Source organism: Stenotrophomonas rhizophila, assembly GCF_003651185.1.
GTDB classification, from domain to species: domain Bacteria; phylum Pseudomonadota; class Gammaproteobacteria; order Xanthomonadales; family Xanthomonadaceae; genus Stenotrophomonas; species Stenotrophomonas maltophilia_Z.
Genome location: NZ_RCDC01000008.1, coordinates 188,756 through 204,281, shown reverse-complemented (window position 1 = coordinate 204,281; position 15,526 = coordinate 188,756). Strand labels below are relative to the sequence as shown.

The following is a 15,526-nucleotide window of genomic DNA, read 5'->3' as shown; positions in this document are numbered from 1 at the left end:
CTTCCTTTCAATGCGGTGTGGGGTCGCGCGCCGCAGCGGCGCGCAGGGCCGTACAGCTGGCGTCAGAACGAGACGCCGAGGTTCATGCCAAACGTGGTGTAGGCGGTCTGGAAGCCATCGGGCTTGTGCAGCGGGCTGCCGACGAAGCCTTCCCATTGCACGTGTCGCGAGCCGCCACGCAGGCCCAGCGCCATGCCGGTGAGGCGGTCGCCGAGCAGCCACTCGGTCGAGGGGCCGCCCACCTGGCCATGGTCCACGGCCACGAAGCTTTCGACACCGCCGCCCATGGCGACGGCCAGCTCGTTGCGCAGCAGCCAGCCGCGCTCACCGGTGAGCGAGAGCTCCCCGTCGAAGCCGCGCACGGTGTAGCGGCCGCCGATGGAGAAGCGGTCCTGCGGCACCAGCCGCGAACGGTTCCACTGCGCACGCCAGCTGCCGGTGTAGCGCAGTGCCTGGCGGCCCCATTGCATCGGCACGGTGAGCTGCGCATCGGCGGTCACCACCTTGCCGCGCGCGGTGCCTTCGCCAAAGCCCTCTTCTGGTGCCTGCAGCGCGTTGAACGCCCCGGTGCCGCGGCGGTAGGCCAGGTTCGCATCCAGCGTGGCCTTGCCGATGAAGTGGCGGTGCGCCATCCCCAGCTCCCACCCGGCCATGCGCCGGCGCTGCACGAGGATCTCGGTGTCGTCGATGAAGTTGTCCGATTCGCGGTACCAGCCGCGCGCATGCATGCTGGTCTTGGCATGCGCATTGCGGAACAGCATGCGGGTCAGGCGCAGCTCGGCATTGCGGCTGGAGCCGCTGTACTCATAGCTCTCGTAGGCACCGGCCACGGTCTGCTGGTAGTCGTATTCGCTGGCGTTGGCACCCAGCAGCCACCCACCCAGCGGCACGCTGTAGTGCGTGGACCAGCTGTCGGTGCCGCGGTCGCTGCCGTTGAACACGGATTTGCCCGCATTGAAGTAAAACAGGTCGCTCAGCCCGGCCAGGTTGTCCAGCGACAGCGTGGCGCCGGCCTGCAGCTTGCCGGTGGACTGGCTGCCGGCGTCATCCAGGGTCAGGCTCACGCGCACCGGTGTGCGCTGCGCCCAGCTGATGACCAGGTCGCTTTCACCGGGCTTGTCCTGTGCGCCCTCCTGCGGTGGGGCGATCTGGATGTCGACTGCGGCGGTCGGCACGCGCTGCAGGTTCTCCAGCGCCTGTTCGATATCGCGCAGGTTGAGCACATCGCCCGGGCCCACCGCCAACGCATTCCACAGGGCGGGCGTACGCCCTTCCTCGCTGGCGAAGCGGACGGCGTTGATGCGACCCGGCACCACGGTGAGGGTCAGCGTGCCGGTCTTCAGGTCCTGCGGTGCGGCCAGGATGCGGGTGGTCACATAGCCCCGCGCGATGATCGCGTTCTGCATGCGCTTGATCACGATGTCCACGCCGCCGGTGCCCAGGCAACGGCCGGTGGCCGGATCGTCGCTCGGATCAGCCGCGCGCAGTGACCAGCGGAAGCGATCGGCAAGCTCCCCCTCCAGCACGATGCGCTGGATCGGGAAGCACGGCGATTCGGCAGCCGGCAGGCGACCCACCGCCTCTTCCGGCGCGGCCTGGAGGCGCACGTCCGGTGTGGTCTCCTGCTGTTCACGCAGGGCCCGCTCGCGTTCCTGCTGGCGCAGCAGTTCCTGATCCGGTGGGGCAACCTGCGCGCACACGGCGGCCGGCAGGCAGCCCATGGCCACTGCAACACCCACAGTCAGTCGCCAGCGCAGCGCACGGCTGCGTTCATTACGTCCCTGTTGCACGATTACGCTCTTCCTTGGAAAGAATCCGGGCCAGCCGACGCGATGGCCGCTGGCGCGCGCACTGTAAGCCAATCGGGCCGCCGGAAACAGGGTTGGAAATGACCGTTGGTCGGATCGTGTGTGAAAACGCGCGTGTGAAAGCGTGACGCCGGTCAGGGCATGTGGGCTTATGGGCCGCCCACAAAAAAGCCGGCGACCCGAAGGCCGCCGGCGAAGGTGAAGCAGCTCTCTCTCGTTTCTAATGCGGCATCGCGCGGCTCAGGCCTCGTAGGCCGATTCGCCGTGCGAGGTGACGTCCAGGCCGGTGCGCTCGGCTTCTTCGGTGACGCGCAGGCCGAACACCATGCGCACCACCAGCAGGATCAGCACGGTGGCCACGGCACACCACACGATGGTGAAGCCGACGCTGACCAGCTGCACCCAGACCTGGTGGCCGATGTCCAGATCGGCCTTGGTGCCGCCCAGCGATTGCGCACTGAACACGCCGGTGAGCAGTGCCCCGACGATGCCGCCGATGCCGTGCACACCGAACACGTCGGCGGTGTCATCGACCTTGAGCAGGCGCTTGAGACCGGTGACGCCCCAGACGCAGACCACGCCGGCGACCAGGCCGATCACGATCGCGCCCAGCGGGCCCACGGTGCCGCAGGCCGGGGTGATGCCGACCAGGCCGGCCACGGCGCCGGAGGCAGCGCCCAGCGCGGACGGCTTGCCCTTGCTGACTGCTTCGACCAGGGTCCAGCCCAGCACCGCAGCAGCGGTGGCGAGGATGGTGTTGATGAAGGCCAGCGAGGCGACGGTGTCGGCGGCGGCGGCCGAGCCGGCGTTGAAGCCGAACCAGCCCACCCACAGCAGCATCGCGCCGATGTAGGTGAACGGCACGTTGTGCGGCTTCAGTGCGGTCTGGCCGTAGCCGATGCGCTTGCCGACGAAGTACGCGCCCACCAGGCCCGCCACGCCGGCATTGATGTGGACCACGGTGCCACCGGCGAAATCGATCGCGCCCATCTCACCGAGATAGCCGCCGCCCCACACGATGTGCGCCATCGGGATGTAGCTCAGGGTGAACCACAGGGCCGAGAACAGCAGCACGGCCTTGAACTTGATGCGCTCGGCGAACGCACCGACGATCAGGGCGGTGGTGATGCCGGCGAAGGTCGACTGGAAGGCGACGAACAGATAATCCGGCAGGCCGGCGATCGGCGTGTTGCCGACGGTGTCCGGGCCGAAGCCCTTGAGGAAGGCGAACTGGGTGAACGAGCCGAAGAAGGCGTTGCCTTCACTGAACACCGCGCTGTAGCCATAGGCCACCCACAGCATCAGCACCAGCGAGAACACCACCAGGATCTGGCTGAGGATGGACAGCACGTTCTTGGAGCGGACCAGGCCGCCGTAGAACAGGGCCAGGCCCGGCACCACCATCAGCAGCACCAGCAGGGTGGAGGTGAGCATCCAGGCGACATCGCCGTGATCGAACGTGGCGGCAGCCGCTTCTGCAACCGGTGCGGCGGTGGCCCCGGGCGTGGCCGGCAGCGGCTCGACCGCGACCGTCTCCGAGGGTACCGGCGTGACCTGCGCCTGGGCGTGCGCGCTGCTGGAGAAGGCACCAACGGCCAACGCGCTGAGCAACATCATCAGGCACACGGCATGGAACCGGGCTTGCCACCCGGTGAACAAAGAGGTCTTCATTGTGGGCTCCGAGTGGGGTTAGAGCGCGTCAGCGCCGATTTCGCCGGTGCGGATGCGGACGACCTGTTCGACCGCGGTGACAAAGATCTTGCCGTCGCCGATCTTGCCGGTGCCGGCTGCGGTCTGGATGGCCTCGACCACGGCCTCCAGGCGATCGTCGGTCACGACGGTCTCGATCTTGATCTTCGGCAGGAAATCCACGACGTACTCCGCGCCGCGATACAACTCGGTGTGGCCCTTCTGGCGCCCGAAGCCTTTGACTTCGGTCACGGTGATGCCCGACACGCCAGCGTCGGAGAGGGCCTCGCGGACCTCGTCGAGCTTGAACGGCCGGATGATGGCGGAGATCAATTTCATGCGCATATCCCGATGGTGGATGGAACCGGCCCGCGTGGGGCCGATGTCAGGTCAACCGGCGGCCACTTGCACATGGCCGCCGGTCGTTGCGCCGAACGTTGCATGGGCCACGCCGATGCCGACGCCCGAAGGGCGACGCCAGCGGTGACGCGGGAGGGAGGAAGGGCCCATGACGCGTCCGGTCTCTCTTGCCCCTGGTGGTGCAGCGGACCAACGGTCCGCTCTACGACGTGCTTTGCCGGCTCCCCAGCCGCCAAGGCGGCGACGATGACGAAGGGTGGGAGGGAAATCCTTCGTCATCGTCACCTGTTGCTCAGTTCGCGTAGTACATCTGGTACTCAAGCGGATGGGTCGCCGCGCGGAACTTGGTGACTTCCTGCATCTTCAGCGCGATGTAGCCATCGATGAAGTCGTCGCTCATCACGCCACCGGCCTTGAGGAACTCGCGGTCCTTGTCCAGCGCTTCCAGGGCCTGGTCCAGCGAGGAGCAGACCTGCGGGATCAGCTTCTCTTCTTCCGGCGGCAGGTCGTACAGATCCTTGTCGCTCGGGGCGCCCGGGTCGATCTGGTTCTTGATGCCGTCCAGGCCGGCCATCATCAGCACGGTGAAGGTCAGGTAGCCGGACTGGATCGGATCGGGGAAGCGCATTTCGATGCGGCGCGCCTTCGGGTTGGACACCCACGGAATGCGGCACGAGGCGGAGCGGTTGCGGGCCGAGTAGGCCAGCATCACCGGGGCTTCAAAGCCCGGCACCAGGCGCTTGTAGCTGTTGGTGCCGGAGTTGGCGAAGGCATTGATCGCCTTGGCGTGCTTGAAGATGCCGCCGATGTACCACAGCGCCAGCTGGCTCAGCCCGCCGTAGCCGTCACCGGAGAACAGGTTGGTGCCGCCCTTGGAGAGCGACTGGTGCACGTGCATGCCGCTGCCGTTGTCGCCGACCAGCGGCTTGGGCATGAAGGTGGCGGTCTTGCCGTTGCGGTGGGCGACGTTCTTGATGACGTGCTTCATGCGCAGCAGTTCATCGGCCTTCTGCACCAGGGTGCTGAACTTGGTGCCGATCTCGCACTGGCCGGCAGTGGCCACTTCATGATGCTGCACTTCCACTTCGATGCCGACCTGTTCCAGCGTCTTGCACATTTCCGCACGCAGGTCGTGCAGCGAATCGGTCGGCGGGACCGGGAAGTAGCCGCCCTTCACGGCAGGACGGTAGCCGCTGTTGGCGCCATCGTACTTGTCACCGGTGCTCCAGGCCGCTTCTTCGGAATCGATCTTGAAGAAGGTGTGGCCCATGTCGTTGGCGAAGCGGACCGAATCGAAGATGAAGAACTCCGGCTCCGGGCCGAAGAAGGCCTGCTCGGCGATGCCGGAGGACTTCAGGTAGGCCTCGGCGCGCTTGGCGATGCCGCGCGGGCAGCGGCCGTACGGCTGCATGGTGGCCGGATCGAGGATGTCGCAGCTGATGACCAGGGTCGGGTCGGCGTAGAACGGGTCGATGTAGGCGCTGGACGGATCCGGCAGCAGCACCATGTCCGACTCGTTGATGCCCTTCCAGCCGGCGATCGAACTGCCATCGAACATCTTGCCTTCTTCAAACAGCGACGGCTCCACGATGCTGACCGGGAAGGTGACGTGCTGCTCGATACCACGCATATCGACGAAACGCAGGTCGATGAACTCGATCTGGTTGTCCTTGATCAGCTTCTCAACATTTTCCACGGACATCGGTGAAACCTCAGATGGGTGATTGCGTATGTAGATACAGCAAACCCCGTGCCAACTTTTCCGCGTTCACAAATCCTTGATTTCACTGGGCGGGCGCGCCTCGCGGCGCGTGCGCGAACGCACCAAAGCAGTGCAAACGCTGCACCATGCACACCTTTGGTGCGATGCGGGATGCACTATGCTTTACGCCCACGGGCCGTCGACAGGCGACGTTGGCCACAGCGTCCGGCTGTCGCCGCTGCCCGATTCCACCCCTGCGCGAGCTCCAGTACCGCCGATGTCCGACCTGCTCTCCGCCCTCCTTCTGGGCATTCTTGAAGGCCTCACCGAATTCCTGCCGATCTCCAGCACCGGCCACCTGCTGATCGCCCAGCACTGGCTGGGCGCACGCTCGGACTTCTTCAACATCATCATCCAGGCCGGCGCGATCCTGGCGATCACGCTGGTGTTCCGGCAGCGGCTGTGGACCCTGGCCACCGGCCTGCATGAACGCGCCAACCGCGATTACGTGCTCAAGTTGGGGACTGCCTTCCTGGTGACCGCCGTGGTGGGCCTGCCGGTCCGCCTGGCCGGCTGGGAGCTGCCCGAGACGGTCACGCCGGTGGCCTGGGCGCTGATCATCGGTGGCCTCTGGATGCTCCTGGTGGAGGCCTACACCGCGCGCCTGCCCGAGCGCGATGAGGTGACCTGGAAGGTCGCCATCCTGGTGGGCGTGGCGCAGGTGGTGGCCGGTGTGTTCCCGGGGACCTCGCGTTCGGCGGCGGCGATCTTCATCGCGATGCTGTTCGGCCTGAGCCGCCGCGCGAAGGCCACCGAGTTCGTGTTCCTGGTGGGCATCCCGACCATGTTCGCCGCCAGCGGCTATGCCTTCCTGGAACTGGCCAAGGACGGCAAGCTTGCCAGCGAGAACTGGACCGATGTGGGCGTGGCCTTCCTTGCCGCGGTCGTCACCGGCTTCATCGTAGTGAAGTGGTTGCTGGGCTACATCAAGTCGCACCGGTTCACGGCGTTCGCGGTTTACCGCATCGCGCTGGGCGCGGCATTGCTGCTCTGGTTGCCGGCTGGCAACTGAACGGCCCGGCGCTGGCACAACCCCGTTGTGGATGCGCCGGCGTTTTTCCCCAGGTTCCCAAGGAGATGTACATGAAACGCACCCTGATGCTGATGCTGCCGCTGGCCCTGATGGCCGCCTGCAGCAACCCCTCCACCGCCCCGGCCGGCCGCGATGACCTCGCCCCGGCACCGACCGCCGCCGCCGACCAGGCCGCCGTGGCCCGTCTGGACATGCAGCGCCTTCAGGGCAGCCATTGGCGCCTGGATTCGGCCACCGATGCCAGCGGCAAGCGCATCGATGCGCTGTTCGCCCGCGCCGACACGCCGGTCACGCTGGATTTCAAGGATGACCGCATCGCGATCAGCAACACCTGCAACCGCATGGGCGGCGGCTACACGCTGGCCGATGGTTCGCTGACCCTCTCGCCGATGGCCTCGACCATGATGGCCTGCACGGACAAGAACCTGATGGCGCTGGACCAGGCCGTCGGCAGCCGCCTGGAAGGCACGCTCAAGACCGAACTGGGCGATGCCGGCCAGCTGACCCTGCGCACCACCAAGGGCGATGTGCTGGTGTTCACCCCGGAGCCGACCGCGGAAACCCGCTACGGCGGCGAAGGCGAAACGGTGTTCCTGGAAGTGGCCGCGCAGACCAAGCCGTGCCCGCACCCGATGATCCGCGACAAGCAGTGCCTGCAGACCCGCGAGATCCGCTACGACGCCAACGGCATCAAGCAGGGCGAGCCGGGTGAGTGGCAGAACTTCTACGACGTCATCGAGGGCTACACCCACGAAGACGGCGTGCGCAACGTGGTGCGCGTGAAGCGTTACACGATCGCCAACCCGCCGGCCGATGCCTCGTCCAACGCCTACGTGCTGGACATGGTGGTCGAATCGGAAAACGTGAAGAAGTGAGAAAGCAGAAGGGCGGCCACTGGCCGCCCTTCTTCATTCTGTAGTGCCGGCCGCTGGCCGGCTCCCGATAGCGCAGTACCGACCAACGGTTGGTATCTACCGGGGCGCGCGCCGACCCATGGTCGGCACCTCACCTCAGGCCAGCGCCGGATTCAACGTGTAGGTGCCATGCAGCGAGGCTTCGGCCAGCACGTGCCCGTGCATCGCATGCAGCACATCCGCGGCGGTGAACGGCGTGGGCAGCGCCAGCTGCGCCACGTCCAGCGCGAACACACGGAAGAAATAGCGGTGCACGCGCTCGTCGTTGAACGGCGGGTAGGGGCCGTCATAACCCAGGTACTGGCCGGCCATGTCCGGAGTGCCGGCAAACCAGCCGGTGAAATCGTTCAGGCCCTGACGGCTGCCTGCCGGGCCCGCCGGCTGGGTCTTGCCCCCCACGGTGAAGCCATCGCTGCAGCTGCCCGCGGCGAGCTCGCGCACGTCGGCCGGGATATCGGCCATCGCCCAGTGCGCGAAGTGCGCACGCGGCTGATCGCGTGGCACCGTGCGATCCTGGCGGCCGACCGTCTCCGGCACGGTCGGCACATCCGGGTCGATGCACAACAGCGCGAACGAACGGGTACCGGCCGGCACGTCGTGCCAGGCCAGCTGCGGGTTGCGGTTGGGCGCGAAGCCCTCGGCAGTGCCGGCCGCGAACGTGGCGGCGATCGGCTGGCCGTTGGTGATGCTGTCACTGCTCAGATGCATACCGGTCTCCTCACGCTTCCGGGTAGCCCAGGCGCACTGCGACCGAGGTCAGCAGCGCGAAGGCCGGGCCCATTTCATCGCGGTAATCGCGCCAGTGGCCCGGGGCCATGCGGGCCGGGCCAAGCGTGGGTGCCGGCGGGAAACGCATGCCGAACTGGGCGCCGAGGTACTCGGCCATCGCCTGCGGATCGTTGCCGATGTCGTCGATCTTCAACAGCGCGTGCGGGTACAGGTTCTGCTCGTGCAGGGTGGCAACCTGGGCCAGCGAACGCGCCAGCCATTCGGCCGCTTCGTGCACCGAGGTCACCGCGAGCGGTGCCGGGGCGCTGAAGGCGATCCACTCCAGCAGCATGTCGCGCGGGTCACGCAGCACGATGATCAGGCGGCCCTCCGGCAGCTGCGGGCGCAGCGCCCACAGCAGTGCGTTGTCCCACCACAGCAGCCAGTCGATCACCGCGCCGTCGGCGATGCCCCGGGCCGGCAACTGACTGCGCCATTGCTCCACCAGCGCTTCCGGGGTGAGCTTGCCGGTCGAGAGTTCCTGCAGCGTGTGGTAGCGCTGGAAGGGATCATTGGGCGGCGTGGGCCCGAAACGGTCGCCGCGCATCACCGGGCTGGCGGCTGCCATCGCGGCGACCACCCGCTCCACCCCGGCGCCCGGTGCCCCCCAGATGAACAGCGGGGCGACGGCATTGTCCTCAGCCACCGGCGCCAGCTCCGGCCAGCTCAGCGGGGCTTTGGCCTGCGGCGGCAGCGGCAGGCGCTGGGGTGCCTCGGCCGCATGCAGGTCCACCCACGTCCGCAGCGCATCGTGGTACTGGCCGGCACGGTCCTGGACGGACCCCAGCCACGCGCGCAGCCCGGCCTTCGCTTCTTCAGGTGCGTTGTCATGCAGCGCCTGCACGCGCGCAATGGCGGCGGCCGGGTCGCGTGCGAGCAGGCCATCGACCAGTCGCACTTCGCCCGATGCCCGGCCCGGCTCCAGCGCGACGATGCGCTCGGCCACGGCTTCGGCCGCGTCTTCTTCGTTGTTCATGTCGTGCAGGCGCAGGCGCGTCTCCAGCGCCGGCAGATGCTCGGGCATGGCCTGCAGCCAGCGCTCGCCGATGGCGACCGCTTCCGGGCCCCCCACGGGCTCGACCGTGAGGCGCGCCATCCACAGATCATGGATGGCCGGGTGATCAGCCAAGGCCGCATCCAGCGTCTCCCGTGCCTGCTGTTCGCGGCCCAGGCGCTGCCAGGCCATCAGCAGCATCTGCAGCGTGTGGCGATCGGACGGCCACTGCGCCAGCACCGGCAACAGGTGCTCAAGCGCCTGCAACGGCTGACCGGCCTGCAGTTCGAGCTCCCCGGCCAGACGGCGCATGGCCGGGGTGTCGCCACCGGGCGCAGCCAACACCTGGTGCATCATGTCCGACGCGCTTTCCAGGTTGCCTTGGCGCAGCGCGAGCTGGACCACCAGCCCCTGCAGGGCGGTGGTCGCCGGATTCAGGGCAAGCACACGGCGGAAGGCCTGTTCGGCGAAGGCCAACATGTCTTTGCCAAGGTAGGCGAAGCCGAGCGCATACAACACACGCGCGTCATCGGGCAGCGCCTGGCTGGCTGCCGAGAGCTGGGCCAGCGCGCGATCCACCTCGCCACGGCGCAGCGCGACCATGCCCGACAGCGCGGCCAGTTCCGGATGATCGTCGTCCACGCGCAGCGCCAGCCGGGTCAGTCGATCGGCTTCATCCACGTCGTTGCGGGCCAGCGCCAGATGCGCCTGCATCACGTACGCGGACAGTTCATTGGGGTTGAGTTCGGCCGTGCGGTCCAGCGCCGAGCCGGCCGCATCGAACTGGCGCAGGGCCAGCAGCAGGCCTGCCTGCTGCAGATGCAGGTCGGCATTGTCCGGCGCCAGCGTCAGCGCCTGCTGCAGGCTGGCCAGTGCGTCATCGAACTGGCCCTGCTGCTGCAGCGACAGCGACAACCAGCGGTGCGCCTGCGGCTGCTCCGGCTCGGCCGTGGTCCATTCGCGCGCCAGCTGCACGGCATCGTCCACCGCATTGCGGCGCAGGGCTTGGAGAATCTGGTCTTGCATGACGGTCCGAACTCGAGGGCAAACCCCGATTGTAGCGGGGCCGGACGGCCAGAACGCCCGGTCAGGCGGGCGTATTGGCCTCGATCCGCAACCGCTGGGCTACCCAGCGCTCGGAGAAGCCATCGCCGCGCCAGTTCTCCAGGAAGCCGCAGTGGCCGCCCCAGGGGGCGATTTCCAGGTGGGCATGGGCCGGCAGGCGCCAGCCGTTGAAGGTGGCGAACGGGATCACCGGATCGTCCTGGGCCATCAGGATGTCGGCCGGCACCTGCAACCCGGCCAGGCGATCACCCGCGATGGAGTAGCCATCGAAGTAGGCCTGCAGCGAGCCGAACTCGGTGTGGTGCTCGACCAGCCAGGCGGTCAGCGCGCGGATGTCCAGCTTGAGCACACGGTCGTCCCAGTCGCTCAGCTCGGGAAACAGATCGCGCTTGCGGCGCAGCGAGCCAGCCCATTTACGCCGGAAGTACCAGTCGTACATTGCCGGGCCGTTCTCGATGCTTTCCATCGTGATCGCCGGGTCCAGCACCGGGCAGACCGAGGCCACGCGGCGCAGTGGCACGCCGGCCGAGGGCGCACGCAGTGCCAGGCGGAGCACGAAGTTGCCGCCCAGCGAGTAGCCGGCCGCGACCAGGGGCAGCTCGGGCCAGCGCCGGGCGATATCCCCGGCAGCCTGCACCACTTCATCGATGCGGTTGGAGTGGAAGATGCCGGGGTTGAGATGGTGGGTGTTGCCGTGGTCGCGGAAGTTCAGCCGCACCACGTCGTAGCCCTCTTCCAGCAGCCGCGCGGCGGTCATGCGCATGTAGCTGGATTCGGCACTGCCTTCCCAGCCATGCAGCAGCAACGCCATTCCGATCGGCTGGCGCCCCTGGATATAGCTGTGCCAGCCCTGCAGGCGGACGCCTTCGCCGCCATCGAGAATGAGTTCGTCGGTGTGCGCGCCGGTGGCCGCAAGCAGTGCAAGGCCGCGCTGCATGCGCATCCGGCTGGAGCTGAGCATCGACTGCAGGTGCGGATTGCGCAGCCAACGCGGGGGATGATAGTCGGCAGCAGTCAACATGGGCGCGAGCCTGCTCCCGGCCGCGACGCTGGCGTGTGAAGGAACACCACCGCTTACTCGGCGGACATGGCCGCCAGGATGCGCGCACGCGAGGTTTCTGCGATGCGGCGACGGCCTTCCAGATCGTGGGTATCAATGGGCGCGAGGAAGTGGACCTCGGCCCGCCGTGCCGGCTCTCCCAGCAGACGCAGGAAGTTGGCGAAGAAACTCTCTTTCGGGCCGAACGCAACAATGGTCTGCGCGTCACCGCGCCAGCCATAGCGCAGCGCGACCGGCTGGATCGGGACCTGGGTCTCGACCGCGGCCTGGAAGATGCGCGCATGGAACGGGCCGACTTCATGGCCACCGCGGGTGCGCCCTTCGGGGAACACGCCGACCGCCTTGCCTTCGCGCAGGCGCACGACCATTTCCTGCATCACGCCACCCAGCGATTCGGTGCTGCCACGCTGGTGGAAAATGGTCTGCCCGCGCGCGGCCAGCCAACCGACCACCGGCCAGCCGGCGATCTCCTGCTTGGCCACGAAGCCCATCATCCGCTGGCTGTGCAGCATCGAGATATCGACCCAGCTGACATGGTTGGCCACGAACAGCACCGCACCCGGCAGCGGCGTGCCGATCCGGTGCAGGCGAAAGCCGAAGATCCACATCAGGCCGGCCGACCAGGCGTTCACCGCCGCATGTTCGAACGTCCGTTCGCCCACGCGCACGCGCCCCCACGGCGGCAGCATGGCGATCAGCAGCATCGGCAGGAACAGCAACAGGTGGACCAGCAGCAGCGGAACGCGGTACAGGTAACGGCACACACGCGCCACGCCGCCACGTGAGGCCGGAGTGGGGGAATTCATCCGCGAACGATACCCGAGCGCCGCAGGCTCTGCCAGCGGAATCCGGACAAATCGATGGCGTGCGCAAGCCAGCCGCCGCAAGCCGTCAAGCCAACGGCCACCGGCGGCACAACGGCCGTCCCCACATGCGCCGGCGCACTGTGGTGGGCCACGCAACACAGCATCCGTGCCATGCGCGCGATCAGCCCGGGCGCACGGCGGGCACCACCGCCAGGGTCAACCGCGAGGTGCAGACCAGCTTGCCGGCCTCGTCCTCGATGCGGATGTCCCAGACCTGGGTGCTGCGCCCGACATGCACCGCACGCGCGGTGCCGGTGACGGTGCCGGCGCGCACGGCGCGGATGTGGTTGGCGTTGATTTCCAGCCCCACGCAGACCTGCTGCGTGGTATCCACGCACAGATTGCCGGCGCTGCTGCCGAGGGTTTCCGCCAGCACCACCGAGGCGCCACCGTGCAGGATGCCGTACGGCTGGCGGGTGCGTTCGTCGACCGGCATGGTCGCGCTGATCCAGTCCTCGCCGGCGGCGGTGAACGCGATGCCCAGGTGCTCGATGAGCGTGTTGCGGCTGAGCGCGTTGAGCGCTTCGATGGACACCGCGTCGCGGAATACCTGGGACATGCAGCTTCTCCGTGGGGTTGCAGACTTACAGGATCGGGACCAGCCCGGCGCCGAAGGCGGTGAGCATGCGCACCAGCAGCCACTTCGGCCCGACATTCACTTCGGGGAAGTCACCGACGGCGACATAACAGGTGTGGAAGGCCGGGTCCTGCCGCTTGAGCGGAGCCGGGCACGCGGGCCCGGGCTGGAATTCGTAATCAGTGGCGTAGCGCCACGGCCAGAAATCGAGCACCGGCAACGCCTCGGAGGCCTTGCCGACGCTGTAGTTCAGGCCGGACAGCACCGGCGGCTTGGCACGCGGCGCGACCACCCAGGAGTTCTGCGGGTGGATGTCGCGCAGGATGCTCTGCGCCAGCGCCTCGGCGAACACCGGGTCATCGATGATCACCGCCCCTTCGGTGTTGTAGTTCTCACTGCGCGGATCGAAGTTGTGCGTGCCGACCACGCCGATGCGGCGGTCCACCACCATCGACTTGGCGTGCAGGCCCATGCGCGCGCCCTTGCGGGTGACCGGCAGCGGCTTGTTGACCGCCTTGGTGCCCAGGAACGAGGGCCGGGTTTCGGCACGCAGCACGCGGCGCTCGACTTCGCTGCCATCGGTACTGCGGCGGCGACCGCTGGCGCTGTTGCGATCGGCACTCCCTCGACGCGGGCCGCTGCTGGCACGGTTGTCGGCGCTGCCGCGCGCATTGCTGCCGGCCGCGCTGCCACCGAGCAGGCTGCTGCGCTTGCCCTGCGACGGCGGCACCTCGCTCCCCAGCGGTGCGGGCAGCAGATTGCGGTAATCCACCGGCGCATCCAGCGGGAATGGCTTGAACTCGTAGATGTTGAAGCCGAGCTCGCGCAGGTTGCGGCGTTTGTACTTGTAGGACAGCGCGTAGACGATCGGGTTGTCGGTGGCGGCCAGGCTGTTGGTCGAGACCACCACCCGCGGCGCCTGCTCGCGCTTGCGCAGGGTGCGGAACAGCTGCTGCGCCGGCTTGGACAGGACCAGATAGGGGGTCTGCAGCAGCACTTCGGACTGCGCGCTGGCGATCAACGCATCCAGTTGCGGCTCGGTCACGTGCTGGCCGTTGGCCGGCTGGCTGGCGCGTTCGCGGCGATGTTTGCGTGGCAGGTCCGCGACGTACTGCACCGAGGCCACCGGCAGGGCGGTGTCCACGAAGGTACGCCGCACGAACTCCGGATCGTTGGCTTCTTCGCTGACCCGCTCGACCCGCTCCGGCCGCCGGAAGTCGGCCGGCGGCATGGCCGGTACGCCCTGGCGGAGCAATGTTCGCCCCACATCGTTGAGACGCTCGGCCGGCACGCTGCGCGGCGCGCGCCAGAAGGCATCGAAGTTGGCGGCCATCTCGCGCACCTCCGGGCCGGCCACGATCACGTCGCGGTCGCGGAAGTTGTATTCACTGTCCCAGTCGTAATAGTCGTCCTGGTAATTGCGCCCACCGACCACGCCCAACGCATCGTCGACCACCAGCAGCTTGTTGTGCATGCGCTGGTTGAAGCGGCGGAAGCAGCAGACCACGCTGGCGGCGTAGTCGAAGTAGTTCAGGCGTGCCTTGCCGAAGGTCGGGTTGTAGACCCGCAGCGAAAAATTTGCATGGCTGCCGGACAGGGCGCCGAGAATCTCCAGATCGGAGATCGCCGAGAGCTGGTCGATCAGCACCCGCACCTTGACCCCGCGGCGGGCGGCCGCCTGCAGTTCGTCCAGCACCAGCCGGGCGCTGTCGTCCTTGTCGAAGATGTAGGTCTGCAGGTCGATGCTGCGGGTGGCGCTGCGGATCAGGTTCAACCGCGCGACCAGCGAGACCTCGCCTTCGTCCAGGAGGGTCGCATAGTGGCGCGGCTGGCCGGCGTGGGATTCGGCGAACGCACGGCCACCGAGGGCGCGCAGCGGCGAATCCAGCGCACAGCGATCCGGCTGGTCGCAGTCGACCACGGTCGAGCGCGCCTGCACGGCGATGCCGGCCGCGCGGTCACGCTCGGCATTGGACAGCGAGGCACAGCCGCTGCCCAGCAACAGCGTTGCCAGCACCAACAGACGCAGCAATGGGTTCACGGTTTCGGCGCCTCGCTCAGACGCGCACGCAATACAAAGGTCACTCGATCACTCAGGGCTAACTGCCAGCTGTCCATTCCATACCGGCCACGTTGGACGGTACCGCGGCTGACCACATCGCAATCATACCCGGCCCGGGCACAGGCCGGCGGCTCGACCCGCAGGGTCTCCGGGTGGCTGACCCCGCGCAGGATCAGCCGGCCCTGGATGCTGCCGCCCTTGTCCACCACCTCCGGCCAGTAGGGCAGTGAATCGAACTCGACCACCGGGTAGCGCGCCGAGTCGAAGAACTCCTCGCCGCGCATCCAGCCGGTGTAGCGGGGTTTGCCGGGGATTTCCACGTAACGGGTGAACATCCGCAGGTGCACCTGGTGGCGACCGTCGGAGAGCACCTCGATGTTGCCTTCAAAGCGCGGGAACACGCCTTCGATGCGCTGTCCCAGCCGCGTGCGGATCTCAAACCCGAAGCGCGAGCTGGCCGTATCGAAGGCCAGGGCATGGCTGGTCGGAGCCGGTACCGACGACGGCGGGGCGGCATGCACCGCCCCTGCCATCAACAGCAGCCCGAACCACGTCGCACGGACTGCCC

At 67.6% G+C, this 15,526-nt stretch carries 13 protein-coding genes; 2 read left to right on the top strand and 11 right to left on the bottom strand.

The features are described from left to right. Positions 1-62: 62 nt before the first annotated feature. The 4 genes from BCL79_RS18730 to glnA form a co-directional block, all read right to left on the bottom strand. Positions 63-1,721: a ShlB/FhaC/HecB family hemolysin secretion/activation protein gene (locus tag BCL79_RS18730; RefSeq protein WP_183073832.1), complete on the bottom strand. Its 1,659-nt coding sequence runs from the start codon at positions 1,719-1,721 to the stop codon at positions 63-65. A gap of 327 nt (positions 1,722-2,048) precedes the next feature. Then, the gene (locus BCL79_RS18725) at positions 2,049-3,479 is read right to left on the bottom strand and encodes an ammonium transporter (protein WP_121044007.1); all 1,431 of its coding nucleotides are present in this window, start codon (positions 3,477-3,479) and stop codon (positions 2,049-2,051) included. A gap of 18 nt (positions 3,480-3,497) precedes the next feature. Beyond that, positions 3,498-3,836, bottom strand: a complete 339-nt coding sequence (locus tag BCL79_RS18720) for a P-II family nitrogen regulator (RefSeq protein ID WP_019184907.1) — start codon at positions 3,834-3,836, stop codon at positions 3,498-3,500. Positions 3,837-4,149: 313 nt separating this feature from the next. After that, entirely contained in the window at positions 4,150-5,559 is a 1,410-nt protein-coding gene (gene glnA / locus BCL79_RS18715; protein ID WP_121044004.1) for a type I glutamate--ammonia ligase, read from the bottom strand. A gap of 277 nt (positions 5,560-5,836) precedes the next feature. Between glnA and BCL79_RS18710 the strand changes: the two genes are divergently transcribed. Then, positions 5,837-6,631, top strand: a complete 795-nt coding sequence (locus tag BCL79_RS18710) for an undecaprenyl-diphosphate phosphatase (RefSeq protein WP_121044001.1) — start codon at positions 5,837-5,839, stop codon at positions 6,629-6,631. A 71-nt stretch (positions 6,632-6,702) separates the two neighbouring features. Next, positions 6,703-7,527, top strand: coding sequence for an META and DUF4377 domain-containing protein (locus BCL79_RS18705; RefSeq protein WP_121043998.1), 825 nt, complete (start codon positions 6,703-6,705; stop codon positions 7,525-7,527). Positions 7,528-7,662: 135 nt separating this feature from the next. On the opposite strand, the gene BCL79_RS18700 is transcribed toward BCL79_RS18705, so the two are convergent. The 7 genes from BCL79_RS18700 to BCL79_RS18670 all read right to left on the bottom strand — a co-directional run bounded on the left by BCL79_RS18700 (position 7,663) and on the right by BCL79_RS18670 (position 15,491). Then, complete coding sequence (locus tag BCL79_RS18700; RefSeq protein ID WP_121043995.1) at positions 7,663-8,274, bottom strand: YbhB/YbcL family Raf kinase inhibitor-like protein; 612 nt, start codon at positions 8,272-8,274, stop codon at positions 7,663-7,665. A gap of 10 nt (positions 8,275-8,284) precedes the next feature. Next, complete coding sequence (locus tag BCL79_RS18695; RefSeq protein ID WP_121043993.1) at positions 8,285-10,354, bottom strand: tetratricopeptide repeat protein; 2,070 nt, start codon at positions 10,352-10,354, stop codon at positions 8,285-8,287. Between the two features lie 61 nt (positions 10,355-10,415). Further along, positions 10,416-11,411 (bottom strand): YheT family hydrolase, encoded by a 996-nt coding sequence (locus BCL79_RS18690; protein WP_183073831.1) that lies wholly within the window; start codon positions 11,409-11,411, stop codon positions 10,416-10,418. 56 nt (positions 11,412-11,467) lie between these two features. After that, positions 11,468-12,259 carry a lysophospholipid acyltransferase family protein gene (locus tag BCL79_RS18685; protein WP_121043987.1) on the bottom strand — a complete coding sequence of 264 codons (792 nt, stop codon included), beginning with the start codon at positions 12,257-12,259 and terminating at the stop codon, positions 11,468-11,470. Positions 12,260-12,440: 181 nt separating this feature from the next. Next, positions 12,441-12,878 carry a hotdog fold thioesterase gene (locus tag BCL79_RS18680; RefSeq protein ID WP_121043984.1) on the bottom strand — a complete coding sequence of 146 codons (438 nt, stop codon included), beginning with the start codon at positions 12,876-12,878 and terminating at the stop codon, positions 12,441-12,443. A gap of 25 nt (positions 12,879-12,903) precedes the next feature. After that, entirely contained in the window at positions 12,904-14,937 is a 2,034-nt protein-coding gene (locus BCL79_RS18675) for a phospholipase D family protein (protein WP_121043982.1), read from the bottom strand. Further along, a complete protein-coding gene (locus BCL79_RS18670) occupies positions 14,934-15,491 on the bottom strand; it encodes a YceI family protein (RefSeq protein WP_259462215.1) in 558 nt (185 codons plus the stop codon). The genes BCL79_RS18675 and BCL79_RS18670 overlap by 4 nt, the downstream gene beginning before the upstream one ends. Between the last annotated feature and the right edge of the window lie 35 nt (positions 15,492-15,526).

Excerpts from the sequence above, each read along its gene's own strand:
- BCL79_RS18725 (WP_121044007.1), bottom strand. The coding sequence starts at position 3,479 with ATGAAGACCTCTTTGTTCACCGGGTGGCAAGCCCGGTTCCATGCCGTG.
- BCL79_RS18680 (WP_121043984.1), bottom strand. The coding sequence starts at position 12,878 with ATGTCCCAGGTATTCCGCGACGCGGTGTCCATCGAAGCGCTCAACGCG.
- BCL79_RS18705 (WP_121043998.1), top strand. The coding sequence starts at position 6,703 with ATGAAACGCACCCTGATGCTGATGCTGCCGCTGGCCCTGATGGCCGCC.
- BCL79_RS18685 (WP_121043987.1), bottom strand. The coding sequence starts at position 12,259 with ATGAATTCCCCCACTCCGGCCTCACGTGGCGGCGTGGCGCGTGTGTGC.
- glnA (WP_121044004.1), bottom strand. The coding sequence starts at position 5,559 with ATGTCCGTGGAAAATGTTGAGAAGCTGATCAAGGACAACCAGATCGAG.
- BCL79_RS18730 (WP_183073832.1), bottom strand. The coding sequence starts at position 1,721 with ATGGGCTGCCTGCCGGCCGCCGTGTGCGCGCAGGTTGCCCCACCGGAT.
- BCL79_RS18700 (WP_121043995.1), bottom strand. The coding sequence starts at position 8,274 with ATGCATCTGAGCAGTGACAGCATCACCAACGGCCAGCCGATCGCCGCC.
- BCL79_RS18720 (WP_019184907.1), bottom strand. The coding sequence starts at position 3,836 with ATGAAATTGATCTCCGCCATCATCCGGCCGTTCAAGCTCGACGAGGTC.
- BCL79_RS18670 (WP_259462215.1), bottom strand. The coding sequence starts at position 15,491 with ATGGCAGGGGCGGTGCATGCCGCCCCGCCGTCGTCGGTACCGGCTCCG.
- BCL79_RS18710 (WP_121044001.1), top strand. The coding sequence starts at position 5,837 with ATGTCCGACCTGCTCTCCGCCCTCCTTCTGGGCATTCTTGAAGGCCTC.
- BCL79_RS18695 (WP_121043993.1), bottom strand. The coding sequence starts at position 10,354 with ATGCAAGACCAGATTCTCCAAGCCCTGCGCCGCAATGCGGTGGACGAT.